Source organism: Undibacterium sp. MH2W, from assembly GCF_049340215.1.
In the GTDB taxonomy this organism is placed as follows: Bacteria; Pseudomonadota; Gammaproteobacteria; order Burkholderiales; family Burkholderiaceae_D; genus Undibacterium.
This window is the reverse complement of record NZ_JBMPPA010000005.1, coordinates 64,837-89,399: the sequence shown is the minus strand read 5'-3', so window position 1 is coordinate 89,399 and position 24,563 is coordinate 64,837. Positions and strand designations below refer to the sequence as shown.

The window sequence follows — 24,563 nt, the reverse complement described above, 5'->3', positions numbered from 1 at the left end:
AAGAGCATGACGACGTCAGCAGAGGATGAGGGTTGCCCCTTGATTGACGGGCGATGACAGCACGCCCGTCCCACACATTTCCATTACCCCGGTTCTCGTCATCCTCCGCGCAGGCGGAGGATCCAGTGCGCGTACGCGCTTTTTTGCCAGACAATCTGTCATCCAAGTATGCTGTCATGAAAATATTTTCATTTCCCTACAATATTTACGTTTCTTAAACGTCTTCTAAGGTATGGCAGACCAACATAAGCTGACTCCGCAGGAGCAACACCCCCCATATCGCCGTACCCATCATGTGGTGACGGAGGCGGTTCTGCGTTTTGGCAAAAATTTGGGCCATTTTATTTCGCGTCGGGTCGCGGATCCTACTGATGCGGAAGATATTTTGCAGGAGGTTTTTTTCGAACTGGTTGAGGTCATTGAGCTGGGTGAGACAGTGGAGCAAGTCAGCGCTTGGCTGTATCGGGTGGCACGGTTCCGGATTATTGATCGTTTTCGAAAAAAGAAAGAACAGTCATTGGATGCGCTCACCGACGACATGGAAGGGGCGAAGGCAGACGGAGATGAGGATTACCACCTCGATCTGATGCTGCCCTCGCCACAAGAAGGGCCGGATGCGGCGTTGGCGCGGAAAGTAGTGCTGCAAGAGCTGCAATTGGCCATCGATGCCTTACCCGATCTTCAGCGTGAGGTATTTATTGCACATGAGTTAGAAGGGCAAAGTTTTAAAGAGATGGCGGTAGAGACGGGTATTCCGATCAATACCTTACTGGCCCGCAAACGATACGCAGTATTAGCCCTGCGTCAGCGTTTGCAGGGTATTTATGATGAACTAGAGACGTAACGAAGGAGTACAACATGACATACACATGGATACGGTGGTTTAAGGGATTGGCGCTGGTGGCGATCGCGTTGGTAGCGGCAGTCGTTATGTGGTTATGGAATTGGGTGATGCCTGCCTTGTTTCAAGGGGTGCAGGTGATTGATTACTGGCATGCATTGGGCTTGTTGGTGCTTTGTCGCCTGTTATTTGGTGGCTTGCGTGGGCACGGCGGTTGGCAGGGGTATCGTCATTGGCAGAAATGGCAAGGACTACAAGAGATGACGCCAGAAGAGCGAGAGCAGTTTTTTCAGCTGCGTCGTCGTCCGTTTGGACAAAGAGACAGATAGCCATGGCAAGCGATCTCCCATTTGAATGCAAGCAAGCGCCCGGTAGTGTCATTCCTTTGGTGAATGTGGGGCGTTGCGAGGGAAAGGGCGATTGTGTCGATGTGTGTCCGGAAAATGTCTTTGAACTACGCACCATCGATCAATCGACCTACCAACAATTAAACCTATTACAAAAACTCAAGCTACGCGTGCATGGTATGCAAGTCGCCTATACAATGCACGCTGATGCCTGCCGTGCCTGTGGTTTGTGCGTGAAAGCATGCCCGGAACGCGCAATTACCCTTGGAAGAAATCCTCAATGACGACACAACCAACATCCTCATCAACCACTGCTTCGCCCACTGCACCGACACCGTCCGCTGCTACCGCTACGGTATTTTCGGGTTATCAAAAGAAAGTCGTGGGCATGCTGGCCTTTTTGCAGTTTGCGGTGATTCTTGATTTTATGCTGATGTCGCCGCTGGGGGCGATGATTATGCCGTCGATGGCGATCAGTGCAAAGCAATTCGGCCTAGTTGTGTCGGCGTATGCTTTTAGTGCTGGATTATCTGGTCTGCTCACGGCAGGTTTTGCCGATCGTTACGATAGAAAAAAACTACTTTTGTTTTTCTATACTGGTTTTATTCTCGGTACGGTTTGGTGCGGCATGGCACAAACCTATGAAATGCTATTAACGGCGCGTATTGTGACGGGACTGTTCGGCGGTGTGATTGGCTCGATTGTGCTGGCGATCTCGACGGATATTTTCGCGCCGCAATTGCGCGGGCGGGTGATGGGGATGATCCAGACGGCGTTTGCTGCCAGCCAAGTGCTAGGTCTTCCATTTGGATTGTATTTGTCCAATCGCTGGAACTGGCATATTCCCTTTTTTGTTTTAGCATTTTTAGGTTTGATCGGTGGACTGATTGTGCTGTGGCAAATGAAACCAGTGAACGCTCACCTAGCGATTCCGCAAGAACACAGCGCATGGAAGCATTTATTGCATACCGTGACCGAGCCGCGTTATTTATTGGCTTTTGCCGCCGTATCGTTCTTGCAAACGGGCGGATTTATGTTGATGCCGTTCGGTAGTACCTTCGTCGTGAACAATCTTGGTATTAGCATTCATCAATTGCCTACGTTGTACGTGATCACGGGTATCTGTACTATTTTCATCGGCCCCATCGTCGGTAAAGTGTCGGATGCCGTCGGCAAATTTAAAGTGTTTATCTTTGGTACACTGTTGTCGATGCTCATTGTAGCGATTTACACCAATCTGCAATCATTGACCTTTCCACTGCTGGTTGTGGTCAACGTGCTGCTCTTTGTGGGTATTTTCTCGCGCATGATTCCGGTTCAAGCCATGATGGCATCTGTCCCGACACCAGTGCAGCGCGGCTCATTTAGCGCCATTAGTGCCTCGATTCAGCAGTTGTCCGGTGGTATCGCATCGGTGATCGCAGGACATCTTGTGCGCTTTGATGCGAACGGTAAGCTCTTGCATTACGAAACATTGGGTCACGTGGTGATTGGTACGTCGATCATTGCCTTTTGTATTTTGTGGCGCTTGCAGCATATCAATGCCCGTGCCGCGGTCGAGACAGTGTCCTGCCCCGCCTGATCGATATCGAAACGATGACAAAGACATCGCGTTAAATGAAGAAAGAGGATTTTGGTGTTTAAGTTGCCCACCGTTGCCACGGCGCCATTTTGCCCATCAGAAGTTACCGGGTCGGTCACCGTTGTTTCCACGGATGCTGTCTGGAAAAAAATTCTACGATTTGCAGGTCCGGGGTTATTGATTTCGATTGGTTATATGGACCCAGGAAACTGGGCAACGGCCATTTCTGCAGGCTCTTCATTCGGGTACAGTTTGTTATTCGTCGTCGTTTTATCGAGTCTGGCCGCGATGCTGTTGCAGAGTATGAGTCTTCGCTTAGGGATTGTGACCGGTAAAGATCTGGCGAAGCTATGCAGTGAACAATACGCGCGACCGACGGCCATGGCGATGTGGTTTTTCGCTGAGCTTTCTATTATTGCCTGTGACATCGCTGAAGTGCTGGGATGTGCGCTCGCGTTTAAGCTCATTTTGGGCGTATCCTTGCCTGTGGCGATTGGCATTACTGCGCTTGATACGATTTTTGTGTTGGGATTAAAAGGCGCCGGATTTCGTAAGGTGGAAGCGATTATTCTGGGACTGATTGCAACGATCAGTGTTTGTCTGCTGGCAGAATTGGTGCTTTTGCATCCGTGCTGGACCTGCGCTGCGCAGGGGACGATGCCGTCTCTGAGTGCGCTAAAAAATACCGAGAGCTTATATCTTGCCATTGGTATTCTTGGCGCCACGGTGATGCCACATAATTTATATCTCCATTCTTCCGTGGTGCAAACGCGGAAAATTGGTCACAGCGATGCCCACCGCCGCGAAGCGATTCGGTTTGCGAATGTGGATTCGATTATCTCCCTCACATTCGCCTTATTGATCAACGCCGCCATTCTCATTCTTGCCGCAGCGGCTTTTCATGGGCAATCCGTGGTGATGGAATTGGATGACGCTTATCATTTGCTTGATCCTGTGACAGGCAGTGCGTTTGCCGGTTTAATTTTTGGTATTGGCTTACTTGCTTCCGGTCAGAGCTCCACATTCACAGGCACGATCGCCGGGCAGGTGATTTTGGACGGGTTCTTGCAGATGAAAATCCCCTGCTGGCAGCGCCGTATCGTAACGCGTGGCTTGGCGCTGATTCCCGCGCTCATCGGTGTGACCGTATGGGGAGAGCATTCTGTTGGGCGGCTATTAATTTTGAGTCAGGTAGTACTGAGCTTGCAATTACCGTTTGTTATGTATCCCATGATTAAGATGGCAGGCAATGCTAGGCTCATGGGGCAATTTAAAAGTACATGGCCGGTGCAGGCTTTGGCGTGGGTATTGTTTGTTGTCATCTCTGGAGCAAATGCGTGGTTGGTGTTGCACACCTTTGATCTGGTATGAGACCTGAGGTGATCTGCATCGCATGATGATCAGTGGCGCAAAAGAAAAAACCGGCAATGTGGTTGCCGGTTTTTTACATTTAACATCGATAACAGGTTCACCGTATCGGTGACACATCGTTAATCTTTTTCGATATCTTGATTAGCATCGTTGTGGATATAGCCTTCATCACGAATGACATAGGTGTCGGCTGGCAACGGCTTCTCGTCCAGTGCGGTGACACGCCACACAACTTGTGTGTCTGAGGTCATGATCAGCATCGGAATACGATAGCGCTGACTCCAGCAAATGTGAGTTGTATGATCCGCTTGCGTGAGATCGTACCATTTGCAGGCGTCGAGGGCTGCCGGGGCTTTTGTTGGAGCATTTGTGGCGAGAAGACGGTAGTCACCTTTGGGATGCTTAAGTCCATGCGCCAGATCGAACCAATCGGTAAAGTTACCGATACGGTACAAGTTTGTCCGATCGATTCTCGTATGAATGTGCTTTTTCAAATCCAGAATAGACATGCTGTATTCAGCATCACCAGGTTTGCGACTGGCGTAGATCTCAATACGATCATCAGTACGTCGTTTTAAGCGTCGTTCACCGTCACGCCACACTTGTAACTCATGATCTTCACCTTGAGCCGTCACTGTTGCTTGATAATGGAGTCGTTTTCCTTCGTTTTTATCACTAAATATCTGATTAAAACTGAGGGTATCTGCGAGTGCATTCAGATGAGAAAAGCTCGCGATACACCCTATCGCGAGCCCTAATCTGAATCCCATCGCTTTACGAGGGATAGAGAATTTCATTATTGCCGAATTGCCTTTGCGTAATCAAAGTAACGATAAGTTTTGCCATCAACAGTCAGATCTTTGATGCCGAGGTTGATGTTGTAGCTACCACCGGTCAGCGAAGTGTCAGCCGTTGCACCAGTTGGATCAGTTGGCAACTCAAAGCGCAGACCAGTTGCTGGGCTGGTTGGAGTAACTGTGCTGGATACGACGGTAGGTGTTGACTTGCTCGCTGGTGTGGCCAGCGCTTCGTTCAACACACGACCATCTGCCTGTGGCATCGACAAGCCTAACAAGTAAGCAACGGTTGGTGCAACGTCGACGTTACCTGATGGTGTTGCAACTGTTGTGTTCGCAAATGAAGGACCCGAAGCGATCAATGTATTGTGGACATCGTTGACGCCAAAGCTACCGTGCATACCATGTTGACCAGCACTGAAACTTTCGAATTCAATCCCTGGCATACCTTGGATGGATACGGTGCTATCCCAGGAGAAACTGACCACAACGTCTGGTTGGCCATTATTCTGGCGTGATGCATTTTCCAGATTCACTTGTGCCATTGTCAGTGTGCCTGGAATGTTACCGTAACGACTATCCACAAAAATCGCGCCGTATTCTTCACGTTGCTGCAAGAACTTCACGAGATTTTTTACGGTCGTTGCATCGTGGCCAGGTACGTAGAAATAATCAGAACCACCGTTAGCCGCAACAACGATACCGTTCGCTGGCAGGGAGCCTGGGGCTGGTACCGCAAACGAAGCGATTGGCGTTGGTAATGATGCACTGATTGCTTGATACTTGGTGTTTGCAGCACCACACAGCGCGCCAGAAACATCGAGCTGGACAGGCAGCGTTGGTACACCAGTTGCACTTAAACCATACATTGGAGACACAGCACATTTTGTACCGTCGTACGCCTTGAAGCCACGATAGGTCAGTAAGTCAGCAGAGCGCACATCGCCAGAGAACGAATAACCACCTGTCGTTGTCACAGTACCGATACTTGCTGTGTTGGTGCCGTTTGTTGAACCATTCACCAAACCACCGTTAGGCAGCGTAGTAGAGGCATTGATATTGCGCAATGGATACAGGTTCAATGGACCAGAGACGCTGGAGTGACCGTGATCTGACACAACGATGATATTCGTGGAGCTGTCCATGCCATTGCTGCGCAATGCAGTAATCAGCTCGCCTAAACGTGTGTCCTGTGAGCGCAGACCTGCTTTCGCATTGGCAGAGCCTGGACCATAACCGTGTTCAACGTTGTCTGGTGTACGGAACCAAATGAGTGACAGCATCGGTTTTTTTGTTGGCAGAATATACGATGTGAAGACAGACATCATATATTTGTTAGCCGCATCTTCAGGCGCGCCTTGTGTTGTATCACTTGGATCACGCGAAGCGATCGCTAACACACCATTAGGATCATAGGCTGTTGTATTGAACGTAATATAGCCAGCACGTGCAGTCGGGTTGCCGTTAGTAGAAGCGAGGGTGACGGTATCGGTACCCGAATACGCGTTGGTGATATTTTTCGGCAATGCGTAGCCAGCCGTTTGCAATTCAGTGACCAAGCTGCGTGGTGATACGGTATTTTCATCAATGAAATAGCCGCCTTTGCCCAAATCTTGAATATACGCCGCACCACTCTTACCAACGGTCGCAGTGACCAAGCCACCGGCTTGTGCCGTTGCAAACAGACTCTTCACTAACAGCAGTTGTCCGCTGTAGTAGTTATTGAGTGTTGTCAGTACTTGATAATCTTCAGTAAAGACAGGGTCAACATAATCTTGTGCCGTGCCGCCAGCACTGTTTCCTGATGGAATGGTGTTGCCTGTACCTTGTGGTGGTGTCCAGAATGTATTTCCGTAGAAGCCACTTGTCTTTGGGAATGAACCTGTCGCAAAAGACGATCCATTCATCATTGTGAATGTTGGGTACGTCGAGTGGTTATCAGTAAAGTTTGCACCAGACTGGCGCAATGCGTACAGATTGGGTGTATCCGTTGCATTAATCGAATCTGGGCGTAAACCGTCCCATACCATAATGATCGTGCGGGTTGCTGCCACCGGTGCTGGCGCTGTTGTGCCACCCGATGAAGAGCTACCACAACCACCAAGCGCTAAACTGGCAGTGAGTGTAGCAATGAGGGATAAAGAGTATTTCATGTAAGTGTGCTCCTTGCATGTAAGGGAAAACGCGTGTTACTCAACCAGTGCTGGTTTTAACCCTGAGATACTATGTGAGTAAAGTTACATGGAAGTGACAATCTCTCTTTTGAAGAAGTCAGACAAATCCGGATAAAGCAGATCGGACAGGCTCTATTAGCATCAATGGTGCAGATAGTATTGACCGGGTTGAACGGAACGCGACGTAAATTCAGACATACTCAAAGTGATGCCCGTACAGAAAACGTGATGTACCCCACAATGGGATAGATCAAGAAGTAGCACATTTCTATCGCCATCATTGTGAAATGGGAGTAATTATTTTCTTATTCGCAAGCACTCATAGACATTACTATGCGTCAAACGCGTGTTGCATTAAGACTGAAGTAGCTTTGTATTGAAGAAAAAGACGATGAATGGATGGTGAATGAAACTGTGCATCAATGAAATATAAATATATTTTAGAGTAAAATTAGAACCAGAATCCAAGCTGATCACGTCGGATGAGCACGAACGGGTTTTGCTTTGATAGGCACTGCTCCTGCTCGATCTCGGGTCGAGATCAAGTTCAAGATGACTAGCGCGATCGCGCCTCGTTGTTGGATGACGCTTTTCCGGAACAGAATTTTTTATAAAGTTTAAATGAAGGGCTAATGTGGCGACAATTAAAGATGTTGCCCGCGTTGCGGGTGTAGGTCTGGGTACAGCATCCCGGGTACTGAGTGGGCGAGGCTCGGTGTCTCCCGCAACGATGGAAAAAGTAAAAAAAGCGATTGAAGAGCTCGATTTTCGTCCTTCGCATCTAGCGCGCTCTTTACTGTCCGGAAATTCGCTCATGGTAGGGGTCTATATCCCTGTTCTGACAGGTACTTTTTACACGCCAATTTTACAATCCATTGACAGTGCTTTGCGCGCAGCGGGTGTGCATATGGTGGTTGCGTTTGGCAATGGAAACGGTGATGCGAGAGAGCAGGAGCTGGAAGGTATTAACTTCCTAATTCAGCGTGGCGCTGATGGTCTCATTGTGATGAGTAACTCGCTGACGACCCAGGACCTGACACACCTTGGAGAGATGCAATCGAAAGTTGTATTACTCAATCACTACGTTCCCAAAATTAAAAATCAATGCTTTGTTGTTGACCACCATCATGGTGGTGAGCTCGCCGCGCGCGCTTTTCTCGACTATGGTCACCGAGATATTGCGGTGTTATCGGGGCCGTCCACGTCACAGGATAACGTTGATCGTATTCAAGGTTTCTTTGATGAGTTAAAGCGTGCAGGTATTTCAAAGCGCAAAGTCTTGATGGTAGAGAGTGACTATTCATCGGAAGGTGGTTGGTTTGGTGCGGAAAAATTAATGCAGAAAGGTCTTAGTTTTACGGGGCTGTTTTGTGCGAATGATGAGATGGCCGTCGGGGCACTATCCTACTTTAAACAGCAGGGTATTCTTGTGCCTGAGCAACTTTCGGTTGTTGGCTACGATAATACGACCACCGCAGAGTACAGTGCGCCGCGATTGACTTCTGTACAAATCCCTTGGGGTGAGATCACCAAGAATGCGACGAATGCTTTACTCAATCGTGTCTATAACTCTCAACTTCCCGTTTCAAAAAAATTTACGCTCGATGTTCATTTTAGGGCGTCGTTGATTCGTCATACTGCCTAAACAATGTGACGCTATGCATGAGGGTACATGCTGAATAAATCATAGGATTGTCGACAATACCTACATACAATCCTATCGCGGCATGTTGCTTTTTCAATCGCAGCTATAAATCGCAGCTATAAATCACAACTATCTGCCCAAGCATTGATTCGCCAATGCTTTTCTGCTTTGTATCGATGCAATGCGATGCAACGCCACGCCATGTGTCACGCCTTTCGCAACGATTGGATAAGACCAGTGCAACGGATATTTTCCAGATAACGATGCAGATGGCGTTCCTTTCTGATCAAAAAAAGAGCAATTAAGTTGACACAAAAATTCTAGCGGTGCTATATTTCTCCTAAATTGGAAACGTTACCAATTCGAACGTTGACGAATCATGAATCACATGTAAGACGATTTACCTATAAAGGTAGACGATCTGACGCGCTTGTTTTATCACAAAAAAAATATCAATTAGGAGACTTCAAATGCGCTTTTTAGCCGCAGTTGCTCATGCTATTCAATCCACGCAAAAGAGCATCAAATGAAACCATCACACATTCTCAATACGAGCTTGATGAGCTCCGCAATCGCTCTCGCGTTAACTGCATGTGGGGGAGGTGGCGGAGGAGGTGCTTCGCCCGCACCAACGCCGACACCGACACCTGTCACTTATAGTATCGGTGGAAGCATCACTGGCATGGGAAGCGGAACTCAACTTGTTCTTAGCAATAACGGTAGTGATAGCTTGACCGTGAATGCTAATGGTACCTTTAGCTTTACCAATAAGATTGCATCACAGGCAACCTATCAAGTCACAATTAAGACGCAGCCCACAGGCCAAGTATGTGCATTGAATAATGGAAACGGGACGGTTGCGACGAATGACGTGTCTAACCTAGCGATTACTTGCGTTTATCAGACCAATTTACCTCTGAGCATGTTGCATGCCAATGGCACCAATGTTGTCGACGCGAGCGGTAACAAAATTCAATTGCGCGGCGTGAATCTCGGCGGCTTATTTGTAATGGAAAAATGGATGTCACCGCTCGATAGCGGTAACTTACCTGATACCTATAGCGTGATTCAAACCTTAGACAACCGCTTCGGTGTCGCAACGGAGCAAAGTCTGATTACGACTTATCAACAGAGTTGGATTACAGGTACCGATCTCGACAACATCAAAAATGCCGGATTCAATCTGATACGGATTCCTGTTTGGTGGGGACAATTTTATGTCTTAAATAATACGACACCAAGCGGATGGCGTCCCGATGCTTTCACGATGCTGGACTGGTTGGTGACGAACGCTGCTGCACGCGGTATTTATGTTGTCATTGATATGCATGGTGTTGTTGGTGGCCAAAGTAATAGTGACGATACCGGTTATCAGAACCAAAATGCTTACTGGACGAGCGCTACCAACCAAGCAAGCACGGCGTATATGTGGCAGCAAATTGCGACCCATTACAAAGATAATCCTGCGGTCGCTGGCTACGATCTGATAAATGAGCCGATCGGTGCGCCAAATACGAATGCAGTCTGGACGGCCTACAATAATTTATATAACACCATCCGTAGTGTCGACCCCACGCATATGCTCATTATGGAGGGGACATTTGGTAGTTGGAATTGGTCAATGTTGCCGCCACCATCAAAGTACGGATGGAGCAATGTGATGTATGAGATGCATGAGTATCAGTACAACGGCTCACAAGCCCAAGTCACCGGTGGCTCAGATAATCAAGTGACGGATTTCATTAATCATGCTTCATGGAATGTCCCTGGTTACATTGGAGAGTTTAATGATTTTGGCTATGGACCGACGGCATGGCTGCACTCCATAAATGCGTATGACAACGCCGGGCTAAGTTGGACAGTATGGTCCTACAAAGCGATTGCGGGTCCAGCGCCGAACTCATGGGGTTGGTACGATCCGACGAACAAAAATGCGGTCATACCGAATATCTCCTCAGACAGCGCGGCGACCATTGCGAGTAGTTGGCAGCAGTGGACGACGAGTAATTCATTTGGGTTGAATACCGGAAATGGTTTGACACCATAATTCCGCTGAAACCAAATTGATTTTCTGGTACGGCATGACATGGCATCTGTCATGCCGTCAATCCTCAGTTGCTTTTCCTTTGTGGTAGAAAGCCTGTTCCATGAGCATCACTACTGGTCATCTATGTCTGTCAATATACTTATCGCAGAAAGTGATGTTGATACGGGTATGCTATTAAAGGCATATCTGAAAAAGCATCAATGTGATGTGACGATCGCAGAATCAGGCGAATCGTTTTTCGCACATTTTTTTAATCAGATAAGTGACTTGTCATTGGTCATCATCAATATCATGCTCAATGATACCGATGGCTTTTCGATGAGTCACCTTGTTAGGTTGAATTCAGATATCCCCATTATCATGCTCACTGGTAGTGGCGCTGATTCCCCGATGGTTTCGGTACCAGGATTTTCGACCGTGCCGTGCAGCGTCAACTCATTTTTAGCAAAGCCATTTCATCCTTCTGAATTACTTCGGTTAATTGAACAGGTGACGCATGATGATTGAATCGATGCATACATAGGCTCACATTCAATGGGGGTCGTTGATCATGAACATAATGCAGAAAAAATCGATAAATATTGCAACAAACAATGCAACAAATAATGTCATAACCAATGCGATTGAACATGTATTTAAAAATGCTCAGCAAGATATCGCGCCATTGAATTTTTTATGCTTTCCTATGAATTTGTTTCATCACTAAAAAAAATACCTGCTGTACCATCGCAAACAACAACAGCTAATAAATTTCGATTAAAAAAGATTGACACCACGCGTAAATAAAACACATAATTTAATCACCGATTGGAAACGATTCCAAAAAAAGGAAAATCGAAAAAATGGTGATTCAGAAGATCCTGAAAATATCCAAAAACGGGACGAAGTATTGATGAGTGAAGTTAATAAAAATAAGGCCATTGACGCAGTCAGTGTGCAAAAAAATATAAACAAGGAGAATCAAATGAAGAAATTCAATCACTCCAAAGGCAACTCGGTGGAGACCACGCAATTTAAATTACGCCCATTACCTGCTTTGTGTGCATTGATGTTTGTTGCGCCCGTCAGTATCGCCATGGCGCAAACAGTACAATCAGCAGCAAATGTCCCAGCTCCCTCAGCTGACGGTGTACAAAGTATCGTTGTCAATGGATTGCGGGGCAGTATTGAGAGCGCCATTACCCTGAAAAAAAATTCTGATTCGATTGTTGAAGCGATCAGTCAGGAAGATATCGGTAAGCTGCCACAACAGAGTATTGCCGATGCATTGTCGTCCCTACCTGGTGTTGCAGGACAACGTGTCGATGGACGTGAGCAAGTCATTGCGATTCGCGGTATGTCGCCAGACTTTACCGGCACATTACTGAATGGTCGTGAGCAAGCAAGTACTGGTGTGAATCGTGGCGTCGAATATGATCAATATCCTGCAGAATTGATTTCAAGCGCGTTGGTGTATAAAACGCCAGATGCCACATTGCTGGGCCAAGGTATTGCTGGCACCGTTGACTTACACACGATTAGCCCTTTGGATTATAACGAGCGCAAGACGGTATTGTCGGCCTCTCTCGATAAGAATTCAATTGGAAATCAGAACAATGGTTATGGCGGCACCTCAGACAAAGGAGGGCGGGTCAGCTTTTCTTATGTAGACCAATTTGATGATCACCGCCTCGGCGTCGCACTTGGCTATGCACATTTGGACGCTCCTGGCCAAGAGCAGCATGAAAAAGCATGGTGGTGGGGTGCTCCAGGGTCTAACTTCTACAATGGTGCAACAGCCATGGGTGGAAACGAAATTGAAGCAATATCTCGTAAAGAAGTCCGTGATGGCTTAATCGGTGTTGTTGAGTACAAGCCAAATAAAGATATCCACAGTAAACTTGACTTCTATTATTCCACGTTTAACCAGACTGAAGTGATGCGTGGTGTGATGTGGGATTCCAACCCGTGGAATAGCGGTTATACCTACACGAATCCAGGATTTGCAATGGCTGGTGGAACCTCCATTCTGAATTCAGGAACAATTAATTTCCCTGCGAGTGGTAATCAGCCAGTCGTGCGCAATGATTACAATAAACGAAAAGACACCTTAGGTTCTTTTGGTTGGAATAATGAAATCAAAACGGGTGATTGGAAGTTAATCAGTGATGTCAGCTACTCAAGCGCCAAACGTGTTGAAGATTTATTTGAGACGTATGCTGGTAGCAAAACATCCCAAATTACTTTTAACATCCCAGTAACAGCTGGTTTTGGTGTCTTTACACCCAATAATAGCTTTGCTGATGGCAGCCAAGAGGCGCTGGGTGATCCGGGCAATTGGGGTCACGATGGTCGCTTTCAATCGACGACGCAAAATGACGTTATTAAGTCATTAAATCTGCATGCGAAACATCGCATAGGTGGTATTTTCAATATGGCGGATGCTGGGATCAATTTTACCGCACGCGATAAAACGCAAAATTTCCTGGTGGATTTTGCTACGCTGAAAAACGGAGCGAAAAGCCAATTAATCGCTCCGGGTAATTTGCTGACACCAACATCACTGGCATTTGCTGGTGCGGGTAATGTCTTGAGCTACGATGTGAATAATATTGCGAATCAGTACTACACGATGACGCCCAATATGAGTGGCGGTCCAAGTGGCGACTACTCTCATGATTTTGGAGTGCATGAGCGTGTGACGACTGCGTACATCAAAGCAGATATCGAAACAGACGTTGGAAGTATCCCTGTTCGCGGTAATATTGGCGCTCAATATGTCAACACCAATCAATATTCGAATGCATGGGCATTTGCATCCAATGGTAGTCCATCAACACCATTTCAAGCGGGAACACGCTATGGAAACTTCTTGCCAAGTTTAAATCTTGTTGGTGATATTGGTGGTGACCGATTAGTTCGCTTTGGTTTAGCACGCACGCTTTCTCGTCCGCGTATTAACGACATGAATGCATCCAATTCCGCTGGGGTTAGTACGACGACGCACTTGTGGGGCGGTGGTGGCGGAAATCCATTGCTCAAACCTTGGATCTCGGATGGTGTCGATCTGTCGTTCGAAAAATACTGGGGTAAGCGTGCCTATTTATCGGCAACAGTGTTCTACAAAAAATTGGACAGTTATATTTACCAAAGTACGATTCCGTATGATTTCACTGGCTTCGTCAATGCTACGCCAACTGTTCAACCGATCTCTAACATTGGCCAGTATTCGACACAGGCAAACGGTAGTGGCGGTACGATGCGTGGTATTGAATTAAGCGCATCTGTGACAGGCGATATGCTGACGCCGGTATTGAGTGGTTTCGGTGCGATCGCTTCTGCGTCTTTCACGGATACGACGATTTTAGTCAATGGTCCTGGTGGTTCTACAAGTAACCCTTCAACACCAATGTGGGCGACCTTGCCAGGCTTGTCTAAGACAGTGGCTGATCTGACTTTGTACTACGAAAAGAATGGCTTTTCTGCCCGTATCAGTGATCGTTATCGCTCTTCATTCCGTGGTGAATACGCCTCGCTGTTCGGTGCAACGTCAGTGATGCGGACATTGAGCCAATCCATTGTGGATACACAAGTCAGTTATGAGCTGCAAGAAGGCCGTTATAAAGGAATGACTTTCTTACTGCAAGTAGCCAACCTGACTGACCAAGCAGATCGCAATGTACAAGACGGTTCAGGTTTTGGGGGAGCGACAGCGCCACAAGAAACCAATAAATATGGACGTACAGTGTCAGTCGGTGTGAACTATAAGTTTAAATAATCCGACAGGTTGTCTGGTTAGTCCAGCAATATGAACTACGGTAATAGCAACCCATGCGATGCATGGGGCGTTATTACCGTCTTTGCCTTTTTTTTTAATTGATCAATACGGGCGAGTTGAATGCTAAATAGCGCAAATGATGATCCGACACTCATTCGTGTCGAGCAATTTCCAGAGCATTTTTTATGGGGTTGCTCTACTTCTTCCTACCAGATTGAAGGTGCAGCACAAGAAGATGGACGTGGTCCTTCGATCTGGGATGAATTTTGCGCACAATCGGGTCGTATTCTCGATGGTAGTAGCGGCGCAATTGCTTGCGATCATTACCACCGCTGGCCAGAGGATCTTGATCTAGCGCGTGACCTTGGTGTGAAGGCTTATCGCTTTTCTGTTTCTTGGTCAAGAATTTTCCCCGAGGGAAGAGGAAGAGTAGAGCCACGCGGTCTCGCTTTCTATGACCGATTGGTCGATGGGATATTGGCCCGCGGCATGGAACCTTGGTTGACGCTCTATCATTGGGACTTGCCACAGGCATTACAACTGCAAGGCGGTTGGAAATCGCGTTCAACGGTCGATGCTTTTAATGCGTATGCCGATTTACTAAGCAAGCATCTTGGTAGTCGCGTGAAACATTGGATTACACATAATGAGCCGTGGTGCTCTTGTATCATGGGCTACTATGAGGGGGTTCACGCACCTGGTGAAACGAATTTGCAATCTGCACTACAAGCATGCCACCACGTTTTATTATCCCATGGTCAGGCAACCAAAATTATTCGCGCAAATGTTGCAGATGCAAAAATTGGGATCACGTTAAGTCTTCATCCAATTGAATCCGAAACCGATTCAGTTGCCGATGCAGCAGCAAAGACACGCCATGATGGTATCCGTAATCGTTGGTTCTTAGACCCGTTATACGGACGTGGTTACCCACAAGATACGCTGTTGTTGTTAGGACGAATGACACCACTGGTATTTGAGGGGGATATGGTTGATATTGCTACACCGACAGACTTTCTCGGTGTAAATTACTACTTTCCTGAGGTCGTGAAAGATGCGCCATCCTCACTGCCATTTGGCGTAGAAGTCGTAGAGACGCCAGGCGTAGAAAGGACGGGTTTCGGTTGGCAAGTCGCGCCAGAGAAAATGACTGAATTATTGATGCGTATTCAGGCTGATTATGCACCGAAGCACATCTATCTGACCGAAAATGGATCGACGTATGAGGATGTAGTCAACGACTCCGGCGAGATCATCGATGATCAGCGTAAGCGCTATCTTGCGCGCCATCTTGTCGCCGCACTGGAGTCAGTCAAAGCGGGCGTCAATCTCCGAGGATACTTTGTTTGGAGCTTACTCGATAATTTTGAGTGGGCTCAAGGTTATCTGAAGCGATTTGGTTTAACGTACATTGACTATCAGACACAGCGTCGGATACTAAAGGAAAGCGGAAAGTGGTATGCCCGCTTTTTAAAAGCGGAGTACCAGAAATAAACAAAGCTGGTAATAACGGAAATGAATATGAGAGCTCCTCTGCAGAAGTATGGTCGGTTGAAAACAATCATTAGAACTATCGGTAATGCCATCGGGACGGTCTTCTCAATGTCTCTCGTTTCTACTGCGACCTTGCTAAGTGTGCCGGCGGCCGCACAAACGAGTGTGACAACAGGAAAACCAGCAGGTGGGACAGGTCCAAGAGCAGAGGTCATACATTGGTGGACTGCAGGTGGAGAATCATCTGCTGTCAAATCATTGGCGGAATCGTATCGCGCCGCTGGTGGTGTTTGGATCGATAATGCCGTCGCATTAGGAGAGCAGGCGCGCGCAGTCGCTTTAAACCGAATGGTCGGAGGTAACCCACCGACCGCAGCGCAATTTAATACGACAAACCAATTTAAAGACATGATCGATCAGGGCATGCTCAATAATGTGGATGCGGTTGCCCAACGTGACGGATGGGATAAATTTTTACCAGAAATTGTGCTCAATATTGTTCGTGTCAAAGGTCACTATTACGCTGCTCCAGTCGATATTCATATGCCAACGTGGATTTGGTATTCAAAAGCGGTGTTTAAAAAGGCAGGGATCACAACAGAGCCGAAGACAATGGACGAGCTCTTTATCGATCTTGATAAAATCAGAGCGGCAGGTTTTATACCGTTGGCTCATGGTGGTCAATCCTGGCAGGACAATATTGTTTTTACCACCGTATTAAGCAATGTCGGTGGTCGGGAGTTGTATCTCAAAGTATTGCGTGACCGCGATCAAAAAGCGATCATGTCTGAGCCGTTTAAAAAGGTGTTGTTGACCTTTAAAAGACTACAGTCCTATGTCGATAAGGGATCGCCTGGCCGCAACTGGAACGACGCGACCGCCATGATTATTAACGGAAAGGCCGGCGTCCAGTTTATGGGTGATTGGGCAAAAGGTGAATTTTCTGTTGCCAAGCAAGAGGCCGATCGTGATTACGGATGTATCCCTGGTTTTGGTGATAAGTCTCTGTATATCATTCAAGGAGACGTATTTGTATTTCCAAAGACCACTCAGCCTGATCAAATTAAAGCACAAAATCTCTTAGCAAGTGTGATCATCACGCCGTCAACGCAAGTGGCATTTAGTCGAAATAAGGGATCGATTCCGATTCGTACTGATGTCGATGCGAACAAACTCGATGCCTGTGCGCAAAAGGGTCTCGCGATCATGAAAGACAAGACACGTCAGATTGGTAATGGCGAAGTTTACCTGACACCTGATCAGAATGGTGCCTTGGCTGATGCACTGACGAACTATTGGAACAGCAATATCCCAGTAGAAAAAGTCCAGCGTAATATTATCTCTGCGTTAGGGTCTTGATTCATGATGGTGGTGACCTCTTTTCGGCCGTGGCTACGTCGGGTAATCACCAACGTAACACCATGGTCCGCATTACTTCCGATGTTCATCATCACGCTCGGATGCTATCTGTGCGCAACGCTATGGACGTTGAGAATTTCGTTAAGTACATCGCGTAGTTTCCCCAAGTACGATTTTGCTGGTATATCGCAATACCAACGCTTGTTTGACAATGATCGTTGGTTTGATGCGGTTGGAAACCTGTTTTTGTTTGGGGTAACGTTGATTGTTTGCAGTATCGTTATTGGGTTTGTTTTAGCAGCACTGATTGACCAGAAAATACGTGCCGAGTCGTTGCTGAGAACAATTTTTTTGTACCCATATGCAATGTCGTTTGTTGCCACGGGTCTCGTTTGGCAATGGATTTTGGATCCTGAAAATGGGATTGAGCACAGTGTACGTCAGCTTGGTTTTTCTCAATTTGTGTTTGATTGGATCGTGACACAAGATAAGTCAATTTATGCGGTTGCCATGGCGGCGATTTGGCAAGTGTCAGGAGTTGTGATGGCGCTCATGTTATCTGGCTTGCGCGGGATCGATCATGAAATCTGGCATGCCGCTCGTATCGAAGGTATCCCAACATGGCGCACTTATGTTTCGATTATCTTGCCGATGCTCAAGCCAACAATAGCAACTGTATTTATTTTGCTTTTGACGAGTGTGGTGAAAGTGTTTGATGTAGTTGTTTCGATGACGCAGGGCGGGCCAGGAACCGCGACGGATGTACCCGCCAAATTTATTATGGACCATTTATTTAGTCGCGCTAATCTTGCCCTGGCATCCGCGGGCGCCATGACTTTATTCATTTTTGTCATGGCAGTGTTGGTGCCACTGTGGTACTGGCAAACATCGCAAAATGCGAAGGGGAAACCCTAATGCCGCCTGTAGTCTCTCCTGTTTCCGGTGCCTTGCGACAGCAGCAACCTCGTTCACACCGATGGTCTATTGCGCGTGTGGGTCTGTATGGGTTTTTGATCAGCGTTGCTGTATTCTTTTTATTGCCTCTTTACGTCATGTTAACGACCTCCTTCAAAAGTATGGATGAGATTCGTCAAGGGGGCATTTTCTTATTGCCTTTGCATTTAGATGCATCGAGTTGGATTCAGGCGTGGACGAGTGCATGTACTGGTGTGAATTGTGATGGATTGCAAGTAGGTTTTTTTAATTCAGTGAAAATCGTCATTCCAAGCACGATCATTTCCGTTTTTTTAGGTGCATTAAATGGATATGCGTTAAGTTTTTGGCGCCCGAGAGGGGCGGGATTGTTGTTCGGCATATTGATGGGCGGAGCCTTTATTCCGGTACAGGTGATGATCTATCCCTTAGTCAAAATCCTCGCCTATATCGGCATATTCAGTTCACTCTACGGCATTGTGTTGGTCCATGTCGCCTTTAGTATGCCGATAATGACATTGCTTTTTTTTAGCTATTACAAGGGCATTCCGCGTGAGCTATTCAATGCGGCACGTATTGATGGCATTGGATTTTGGCGAATGTTCGTCCACGTGATGTTGCCAATGGCGAAGCCAATGCTGGTTGTGGCGGGTATTATGCAAATCACTGGGATCTGGAATGACTATATTTTAGGTCTTATTTTCGCTGGATCCGACAATCTACCCATGACGGTACAACTTAATAACATCATTAATACGACCACTGGAGAGCGTTTATATAACCTCAATATGGCCGCCACGATGATCACATCCAGTATTCCGCTACTCGTATATTTTGTTTCTGGTCGATGGTTTGTTAAAGGGATTGCAGCGGGTGCTGTTAAAGGATAGTTGCATGGCGCAGGTAGATATTGAAAATTTGAATGTAACGATTTCGTCCCACGAAATTATCGGTCAGCTCAATTTGCTGGTACATGCCGGCGAGTTTCTTGTGCTGTTGGGACCCTCTGGCTGCGGGAAATCCACCTTATTGCACGCCATTGCAGGACTCCATGAGGTGACAAGTGGCGTTATTCGTATTAGCCATCAAGACATGACTTATGCGGAACCGTGCGATCGTGGTATTGGAATGGTCTTCCAGTCATACGCCCTCTATCCGACGATGACCGTTGAAGACAATATGGCGTTTGGTTTGCGGGTAAGGGGTGTTCCGAAAAAGGTGATCCAGCAACGTGTTCATGACGTGGCTACGATGTTGCAATTAGAGCCATGGTTAAAACGGAAGCCCGCTGAGTTATCTGGAGGTCAACGACAGCGCGTGGCGATTGGTCGTGCATTGATGCGTGATGCGCAGGTTTTCCTATTTGATGAACCGCTCTCAAATCTAGACGCAAAGTTGCGAACAGAACTCCGTCGTGAGTTGAAATTGCTCCACAAAAAGCTTGGGGCCACGATGATTTATGTCACGCATGACCAAGTGGAGGCGATGACATTAGCAACCCGTGTTGCTGTCATGAAATCAGGAGTTATACAGCAGATTGGAACGCCAACCGAGGTCTATGAACATCCTGAGAATTTGTTTGTTGCCGGCTTTCTTGGGGCACCGACAATGAATTTTTTTGACGTCAAGGCAGAACAAGATCCGCAATCCGGACAATGGAATATCAGTGCACCGTTCGATGTGCTGACAAGTGCGACATCAATGCGTCCTGAGACGCAATTGCATCATGGTCAATCACTGGTATTGGGTATTCGCCCTGAGCACATTCACTTGTCAAATACCGGTCCTTATGTTGCACAGGTGATTTTTCTTGAACCCATGGGAAGCACAGTGACGGTATGGCTAGAGTTGAATGGTACGAAATTTTCAGCAGTGGCACATGGCGACGTGCATCTAGAGGCTGATCAGATGGTGCGTTTTTCGATCGATACGGCAAAAGTATCCGTTTTTGATCCTCAGACGACGCAGCGCATGTAAGCGATGCAGCATCGCCTTTCCGTCGTGCTGTGGGGATCTCGTGCCAATGTGATGCTCATTCTCTATTGATTCATTCGTGATAAATAAATAAAAAAGGAGACGCGTATCATGCGAAAGCTATTACCTTCGTTGATCGCCATCGTCATACTGAGTGTTCCCTTATGTGTCATGGCAGAAGGGACGCCAGTACAGATCTGGTTGACGACAGCAGATCAACACCATTTACTTTCACAGCAAAGCGATCTCTCCTTTCGGGATCAACAAGCGGCCTCGATCGATGTGGTCGTCGATTCTACTAAGACATTTCAAACGATGGAGGGCGTTGGCGCTGCAATGACCGATGCGTCCGCTATTCTTCTTCAACAGAAGATGCCTGCTGCTTTACGTCAAAAAGTGATGGCGGAGTTATTTAGTCGTGATAATCAAGGTTTAGGTTTTGATTTCACGCGTATTACCATTGGAGCCTCAGATTTTTCGGATGCCCACTACACGCTTGATGATGTACCACCTAATACGAGTGACGAAACATTACAGCATTTTTCGATGGCACCGCAGTCTTTATATGTCATGCCAGCCCTGCAACAGGCACTCACACTGAATCCTTCATTGAAGATTATGGCAACGCCATGGAGTGCACCTGCTTGGATGAAGACGAACCACCATCTGTATCAAGGTGAACTCAATCCAGTGTTTTATGACGCTTATGCACATTACTTTTTACGAACAATTGAGTCATACCAGATGCATGGTGTGCCGATTTTTTCGATTAGTGTTCAAAATGAACCCCACTTTGAGCCTAAAGATTATCCTGGCATGCGATTCAATCCTGAGGACCGTGCGAGGTTTATTGGTCGGTATTTAGGCCCTTTGTTTGCGCAGCACAAGGTGACGACGAAAATATGGGATTGGGATCATAACTGGGATCAACCAGAGTCCCCCCTCAAGGTACTCTCTGATCCTCAGGCAGCGTCGTACATCACAGGTGTTGCGTGGCACTGTTATGCTGGTAATGCTTCTGCTCAGTCGATTGTGCATCACCAGTTTCCAACCAAGGAGACGTGGCTCACGGAATGCTCAGGTGGAGAATGGAGTCCAGATTGGGAGTCCTCGCTCCCATGGCTGGAAAGTAACCTCATCATCGACAGCATTCGTCATTGGTCAAAAGGCGTTCTCATGTGGAATCTGATATTGGATCAGCATTTTGGACCGCATTTAGGGGGATGCGCTAACTGTCGCGCTGTCATGACCTACAACACGGAAACGGGCGCATTAACCCGCAATGCCGAATACTACGCATTTGGACATATCAGTAAGTTCGTGCATAGAGGGGCTAAAAGAATCGCGTCCTCTGATCAAACAGAAGGTGTGAATAATGTCGCTTTCATCAATGAAGATGGAAGTATCGTCATCGTTCTCTGTAACACGTCGACGACACCGCACAATGTGAGTGTCCGAAGTGGCACTCAACGGTTTGCTTATCAGTTGCCACCAAAGAGCGTCATTACCGCTGTGTGGAAATGATCGATGCCTTGATATAAATCATTGCATCTTGTTTCCACTTCCGACCTAAAAATATGATTGACAAAAAAAACCAATTAAATCATGATTGACATCAATGCATGGAAACGTTTCCATGCCATCTGTCAATCAACTTCTTTCAGCCCGCATCTACCAAGTACTGTTGGTCGTGTCGACATGATTGAAGTTAGCTAACCTTCATTATTCAACATGAGAAAACCTACTCTTTATCCAGCATTTGCAACGGCGTTATTGGCAGTCTTCGCTTCAGTCTCGGCCAATGACGAAGTGAAATGGCCGCGTGTAAATAGCGCGATACATCAAGATCAGAAGCTAGAACAGAAAGTCCGTGAAATCGTCGCCAGTATGACGCTCTCTCAAAAAATAGGACAAATGACACAGCCGGAAATTAAGTCGATTACTCCACAACAAGTAAGACAGTTTTACATTGGCTCAGTACTTAACGGTGGAGGGAGTTGGCCTCATGGTGATAAGTACGCAAGCGCGAAAGACTGGGTTCGTTTAGCTGACGAATACTATGCAGCGTCGATGCATACCGACATGAAATATCCGGTTCCAGTCGTTTGGGGTATTGACGCTATTCATGGCAATAGCAATGTTTATGGTGCCACCTTGTTTCCGCATAATGCGGGTCTCGGTGCAGCTCATGATCCGCAACTGATTCGAGAGATTGGCGGTGCCGTGGCGAAAGCGGTTCGCGCAACGGGGATCAATTGGGTCTTTGCCCCTACCGTTGCAGTGAGTCAGAATCCACGGTGGGGACGAAGCTATGAAAGTTTTTCTTCTGATCCGTCCTTAGTAAAGTCTTATGCATTTTCTTACGTCGCTGGCCTGCAATCTTCGTTTGAAGATGACCGTCACGTGATTGCCACGGCAAAACATTTTATCGGGGATGGCGGTACGGACCAAGGTATCGATCAAGGTGTCACCAAAGTGAGTGAAGCGCAATTGCTCAGTGAACACGGGCAAGGTTATATCGGAGCAATGGCGGCCGGCGTGCAAACGGTCATGGCGTCTTACAATAGTTGGGTAGATATGACGCATCCTGATACACCTGTCAATTTTGGAAAAATGCACGGAGATAAAAAACTCCTCAATGACGTTTTAAAAGAGAAGATGGGTTTTGATGGTTTTGTGATTTCCGACTGGAATGCCATCGGGCAATTACCAGGATGCACGAATGCGAGTTGTGCATTGGCAATCAATGCAGGCGTCGACATGGTGATGGTTCCTGACGATTGGCAAGCATTTATTCACAATACGATTGCACAGGTGAATGCAGGCGAGATTCCGATGTCGCGTATTGATGATGCCGTATCTCGCATCATCCGAGTGAAACTGCGCGCTGGTTTATTTGGGAAAAAGCCTTCAGCAAGTCCTGATGCGGGGAAACAAGAGAGTTTGCAAGCCCGGGAATTAGCGCGTAGAGCCGTACGTGAGTCGCTTGTGTTGCTTAAAAATGACCAGCATACGCTTCCACTTCACGCGCATCAGCGGATTTTAGTGGTAGGTAAAAATGCAGATAATCTGGTAAATCAAACTGGCGGATGGTCTCTTACTTGGCAAGGCGCTGAAAATACCAATCGTGATTTTCCTTATGGCGACACAATTTTAGAAGGCATACTGAAAAAGGTGGGGGCCGGTGATGTGGTGTATAGCCAAAACGCCGATAACGTCAACCTGCAAGATTTTGACGCCGTTGTTGCAGTGGTTGGAGAAACACCCTATGCCGAAGGAAACGGTGATATTGGACCGATCGACAATCTCAAGCATACCTTACGCTTCCCAGAAGACTTAGCAGTAGTAAAAAAAGTAGCCGGACACCAGGTTCCTGTTGTGACAATTTACGTGGGTGGTCATAACGCCTATCTCAACGATTTGATCAATCTTTCTTCTAGCTTTGTGATTGCCTGGTTGCCAGGCACGGAAGGAAGTGGCGTTGCGGATGTTCTGTTTCAAAGTAAGATCAATGGCAAGCCCGTTGACTTTACGGGGACTTTATCTTTCCCATGGCCGGCCAACGTTTGTCCATCATCCCACCAAAAAAATCAGTTCGAGCGGGGATTTGGCATGAGCTATGCGTCGCAAATCAACCTCGGTCATTTGCCAGAAGATCCAACAGTGCAGGGTTGCGGGAATAGTACTGCCTTACCTATTTATGTCTTCAATGAACGTCCCGGTATTGCGATGCATATTCAAAGTGGGCGTGAAATACGGGCATTGGGACGTGACTTAAATGCGGTGTTTTCGCTCCCAACAATCGCGGCGAAGACAACGCAGGTCAATACGCAGCAAGATGCCAAGCTGGTGACTTGGACTGGAAATGCCCGTTTTTATGCAACGACCAGCCATCCAATCGTTTTGTCAGAAATGCTCCAAGACGGTTTTTTACAATTTGATATGGCAGTGAAAGAAAAGAATGAGGCACCTGTCTACCTGAGTCTAGGGTGTGGTGCGGCATGTGAAGGAAAATCGATTGATATCACTCCCTATTTGTTGACGAGTGCAGGCAATGAAAAAACGACGCTCCAGATTCCGCTTGCCTGTCTGGTGAAGGATCAAATGCAAATGAAAGAAATTGATCAACCATTTTCAATTGAAACATCTGGTCGATTTTCTGCTGCATTTGCCAATATCAACATAAAAAACAAAGCGGAACTAAAGAGCAATGCAGTGCAATGCCGCCATGACTGATACAGA

Annotated in this window: 18 protein-coding genes; 16 read left to right on the top strand and 2 right to left on the bottom strand. The window is 47.0% G+C overall.

From position 1 onward, the window contains the following. Positions 1-232: 232 nt before the first annotated feature. From ACO0K2_RS13290 to ACO0K2_RS13270, 5 genes are read left to right on the top strand one after another with little or no spacing between them, the layout of a single operon-like run. Positions 233-844: an RNA polymerase sigma factor gene (locus ACO0K2_RS13290; RefSeq protein ID WP_423019561.1), complete on the top strand. Its 612-nt coding sequence runs from the start codon at positions 233-235 to the stop codon at positions 842-844. A gap of 14 nt (positions 845-858) precedes the next feature. Beyond that, the gene (locus tag ACO0K2_RS13285; protein ID WP_423019559.1) at positions 859-1,170 is read left to right on the top strand and encodes a hypothetical protein; all 312 of its coding nucleotides are present in this window, start codon (positions 859-861) and stop codon (positions 1,168-1,170) included. 2 nt (positions 1,171-1,172) lie between these two features. Next, on the top strand, positions 1,173-1,472 hold the full coding sequence (locus ACO0K2_RS13280) for a 4Fe-4S dicluster domain-containing protein (protein ID WP_423019557.1): 300 nt from the start codon (positions 1,173-1,175) through the stop codon (positions 1,470-1,472). Further along, positions 1,469-2,770, top strand: coding sequence for an MFS transporter (locus tag ACO0K2_RS13275; protein WP_423019555.1), 1,302 nt, complete (start codon positions 1,469-1,471; stop codon positions 2,768-2,770). The genes ACO0K2_RS13280 and ACO0K2_RS13275 overlap by 4 nt, the downstream gene beginning before the upstream one ends. Before the next feature lie 54 nt (positions 2,771-2,824). After that, positions 2,825-4,141 (top strand): Nramp family divalent metal transporter, encoded by a 1,317-nt coding sequence (locus ACO0K2_RS13270; protein ID WP_423019553.1) that lies wholly within the window; start codon positions 2,825-2,827, stop codon positions 4,139-4,141. A 119-nt stretch (positions 4,142-4,260) separates the two neighbouring features. On the opposite strand, the gene ACO0K2_RS13265 is transcribed toward ACO0K2_RS13270, so the two are convergent. Further along, a complete protein-coding gene (locus tag ACO0K2_RS13265; protein WP_423019551.1) occupies positions 4,261-4,938 on the bottom strand; it encodes a hypothetical protein in 678 nt (225 codons plus the stop codon). Then, on the bottom strand, positions 4,938-7,091 hold the full coding sequence (locus tag ACO0K2_RS13260) for an alkaline phosphatase family protein (RefSeq protein ID WP_423019549.1): 2,154 nt from the start codon (positions 7,089-7,091) through the stop codon (positions 4,938-4,940). The genes ACO0K2_RS13265 and ACO0K2_RS13260 overlap by 1 nt, the downstream gene beginning before the upstream one ends. 655 nt (positions 7,092-7,746) lie before the next feature. Between ACO0K2_RS13260 and ACO0K2_RS13255 the strand changes: the two genes are divergently transcribed. The 11 genes from ACO0K2_RS13255 to ACO0K2_RS13205 all read left to right on the top strand — a co-directional run bounded on the left by ACO0K2_RS13255 (position 7,747) and on the right by ACO0K2_RS13205 (position 24,557). Beyond that, positions 7,747-8,757 carry a LacI family DNA-binding transcriptional regulator gene (locus ACO0K2_RS13255; RefSeq protein WP_423019547.1) on the top strand — a complete coding sequence of 337 codons (1,011 nt, stop codon included), beginning with the start codon at positions 7,747-7,749 and terminating at the stop codon, positions 8,755-8,757. Between the two features lie 526 nt (positions 8,758-9,283). Further along, positions 9,284-10,804 (top strand): cellulase family glycosylhydrolase, encoded by a 1,521-nt coding sequence (locus tag ACO0K2_RS13250; protein ID WP_423019545.1) that lies wholly within the window; start codon positions 9,284-9,286, stop codon positions 10,802-10,804. Positions 10,805-10,927: 123 nt separating this feature from the next. After that, complete coding sequence (locus tag ACO0K2_RS13245; RefSeq protein WP_423019543.1) at positions 10,928-11,311, top strand: response regulator transcription factor; 384 nt, start codon at positions 10,928-10,930, stop codon at positions 11,309-11,311. A gap of 457 nt (positions 11,312-11,768) precedes the next feature. Continuing rightward, on the top strand, positions 11,769-14,561 hold the full coding sequence (locus ACO0K2_RS13240; RefSeq protein ID WP_423019541.1) for a TonB-dependent receptor: 2,793 nt from the start codon (positions 11,769-11,771) through the stop codon (positions 14,559-14,561). A 120-nt stretch (positions 14,562-14,681) separates the two neighbouring features. After that, positions 14,682-16,055 carry a GH1 family beta-glucosidase gene (locus ACO0K2_RS13235; RefSeq protein WP_423019539.1) on the top strand — a complete coding sequence of 458 codons (1,374 nt, stop codon included), beginning with the start codon at positions 14,682-14,684 and terminating at the stop codon, positions 16,053-16,055. 27 nt (positions 16,056-16,082) lie between these two features. After that, positions 16,083-17,414 (top strand): ABC transporter substrate-binding protein, encoded by a 1,332-nt coding sequence (locus tag ACO0K2_RS13230; RefSeq protein ID WP_423019537.1) that lies wholly within the window; start codon positions 16,083-16,085, stop codon positions 17,412-17,414. A 3-nt stretch (positions 17,415-17,417) separates the two neighbouring features. Then, complete coding sequence (locus ACO0K2_RS13225) at positions 17,418-18,329, top strand: carbohydrate ABC transporter permease (RefSeq protein WP_423019535.1); 912 nt, start codon at positions 17,418-17,420, stop codon at positions 18,327-18,329. Further along, complete coding sequence (locus tag ACO0K2_RS13220; RefSeq protein ID WP_423019533.1) at positions 18,329-19,237, top strand: carbohydrate ABC transporter permease; 909 nt, start codon at positions 18,329-18,331, stop codon at positions 19,235-19,237. The genes ACO0K2_RS13225 and ACO0K2_RS13220 overlap by 1 nt, the downstream gene beginning before the upstream one ends. 4 nt (positions 19,238-19,241) lie before the next feature. Further along, entirely contained in the window at positions 19,242-20,324 is a 1,083-nt protein-coding gene (locus tag ACO0K2_RS13215) for an ABC transporter ATP-binding protein (RefSeq protein ID WP_423019531.1), read from the top strand. Between the two features lie 108 nt (positions 20,325-20,432). Then, positions 20,433-21,845 carry a glycoside hydrolase family 30 protein gene (locus ACO0K2_RS13210; RefSeq protein ID WP_423019529.1) on the top strand — a complete coding sequence of 471 codons (1,413 nt, stop codon included), beginning with the start codon at positions 20,433-20,435 and terminating at the stop codon, positions 21,843-21,845. 207 nt (positions 21,846-22,052) lie between these two features. After that, positions 22,053-24,557, top strand: a complete 2,505-nt coding sequence (locus ACO0K2_RS13205; RefSeq protein WP_423019527.1) for a glycoside hydrolase family 3 N-terminal domain-containing protein — start codon at positions 22,053-22,055, stop codon at positions 24,555-24,557. The last annotated feature ends 6 nt before the right edge of the window (positions 24,558-24,563 follow it).

Excerpts from the sequence above, each read along its gene's own strand:
- ACO0K2_RS13215 (WP_423019531.1), top strand. The coding sequence starts at position 19,242 with ATGGCGCAGGTAGATATTGAAAATTTGAATGTAACGATTTCGTCCCAC.
- ACO0K2_RS13250 (WP_423019545.1), top strand. The coding sequence starts at position 9,284 with ATGAAACCATCACACATTCTCAATACGAGCTTGATGAGCTCCGCAATC.
- ACO0K2_RS13240 (WP_423019541.1), top strand. The coding sequence starts at position 11,769 with ATGAAGAAATTCAATCACTCCAAAGGCAACTCGGTGGAGACCACGCAA.
- ACO0K2_RS13205 (WP_423019527.1), top strand. The coding sequence starts at position 22,053 with ATGAGAAAACCTACTCTTTATCCAGCATTTGCAACGGCGTTATTGGCA.
- ACO0K2_RS13290 (WP_423019561.1), top strand. The coding sequence starts at position 233 with ATGGCAGACCAACATAAGCTGACTCCGCAGGAGCAACACCCCCCATAT.
- ACO0K2_RS13220 (WP_423019533.1), top strand. The coding sequence starts at position 18,329 with ATGCCGCCTGTAGTCTCTCCTGTTTCCGGTGCCTTGCGACAGCAGCAA.
- ACO0K2_RS13260 (WP_423019549.1), bottom strand. The coding sequence starts at position 7,091 with ATGAAATACTCTTTATCCCTCATTGCTACACTCACTGCCAGTTTAGCG.
- ACO0K2_RS13265 (WP_423019551.1), bottom strand. The coding sequence starts at position 4,938 with ATGAAATTCTCTATCCCTCGTAAAGCGATGGGATTCAGATTAGGGCTC.
- ACO0K2_RS13285 (WP_423019559.1), top strand. The coding sequence starts at position 859 with ATGACATACACATGGATACGGTGGTTTAAGGGATTGGCGCTGGTGGCG.
- ACO0K2_RS13280 (WP_423019557.1), top strand. The coding sequence starts at position 1,173 with ATGGCAAGCGATCTCCCATTTGAATGCAAGCAAGCGCCCGGTAGTGTC.
- ACO0K2_RS13210 (WP_423019529.1), top strand. The coding sequence starts at position 20,433 with ATGCGAAAGCTATTACCTTCGTTGATCGCCATCGTCATACTGAGTGTT.
- ACO0K2_RS13245 (WP_423019543.1), top strand. The coding sequence starts at position 10,928 with ATGTCTGTCAATATACTTATCGCAGAAAGTGATGTTGATACGGGTATG.
- ACO0K2_RS13230 (WP_423019537.1), top strand. The coding sequence starts at position 16,083 with ATGAGAGCTCCTCTGCAGAAGTATGGTCGGTTGAAAACAATCATTAGA.
- ACO0K2_RS13235 (WP_423019539.1), top strand. The coding sequence starts at position 14,682 with ATGCTAAATAGCGCAAATGATGATCCGACACTCATTCGTGTCGAGCAA.
- ACO0K2_RS13225 (WP_423019535.1), top strand. The coding sequence starts at position 17,418 with ATGATGGTGGTGACCTCTTTTCGGCCGTGGCTACGTCGGGTAATCACC.
- ACO0K2_RS13275 (WP_423019555.1), top strand. The coding sequence starts at position 1,469 with ATGACGACACAACCAACATCCTCATCAACCACTGCTTCGCCCACTGCA.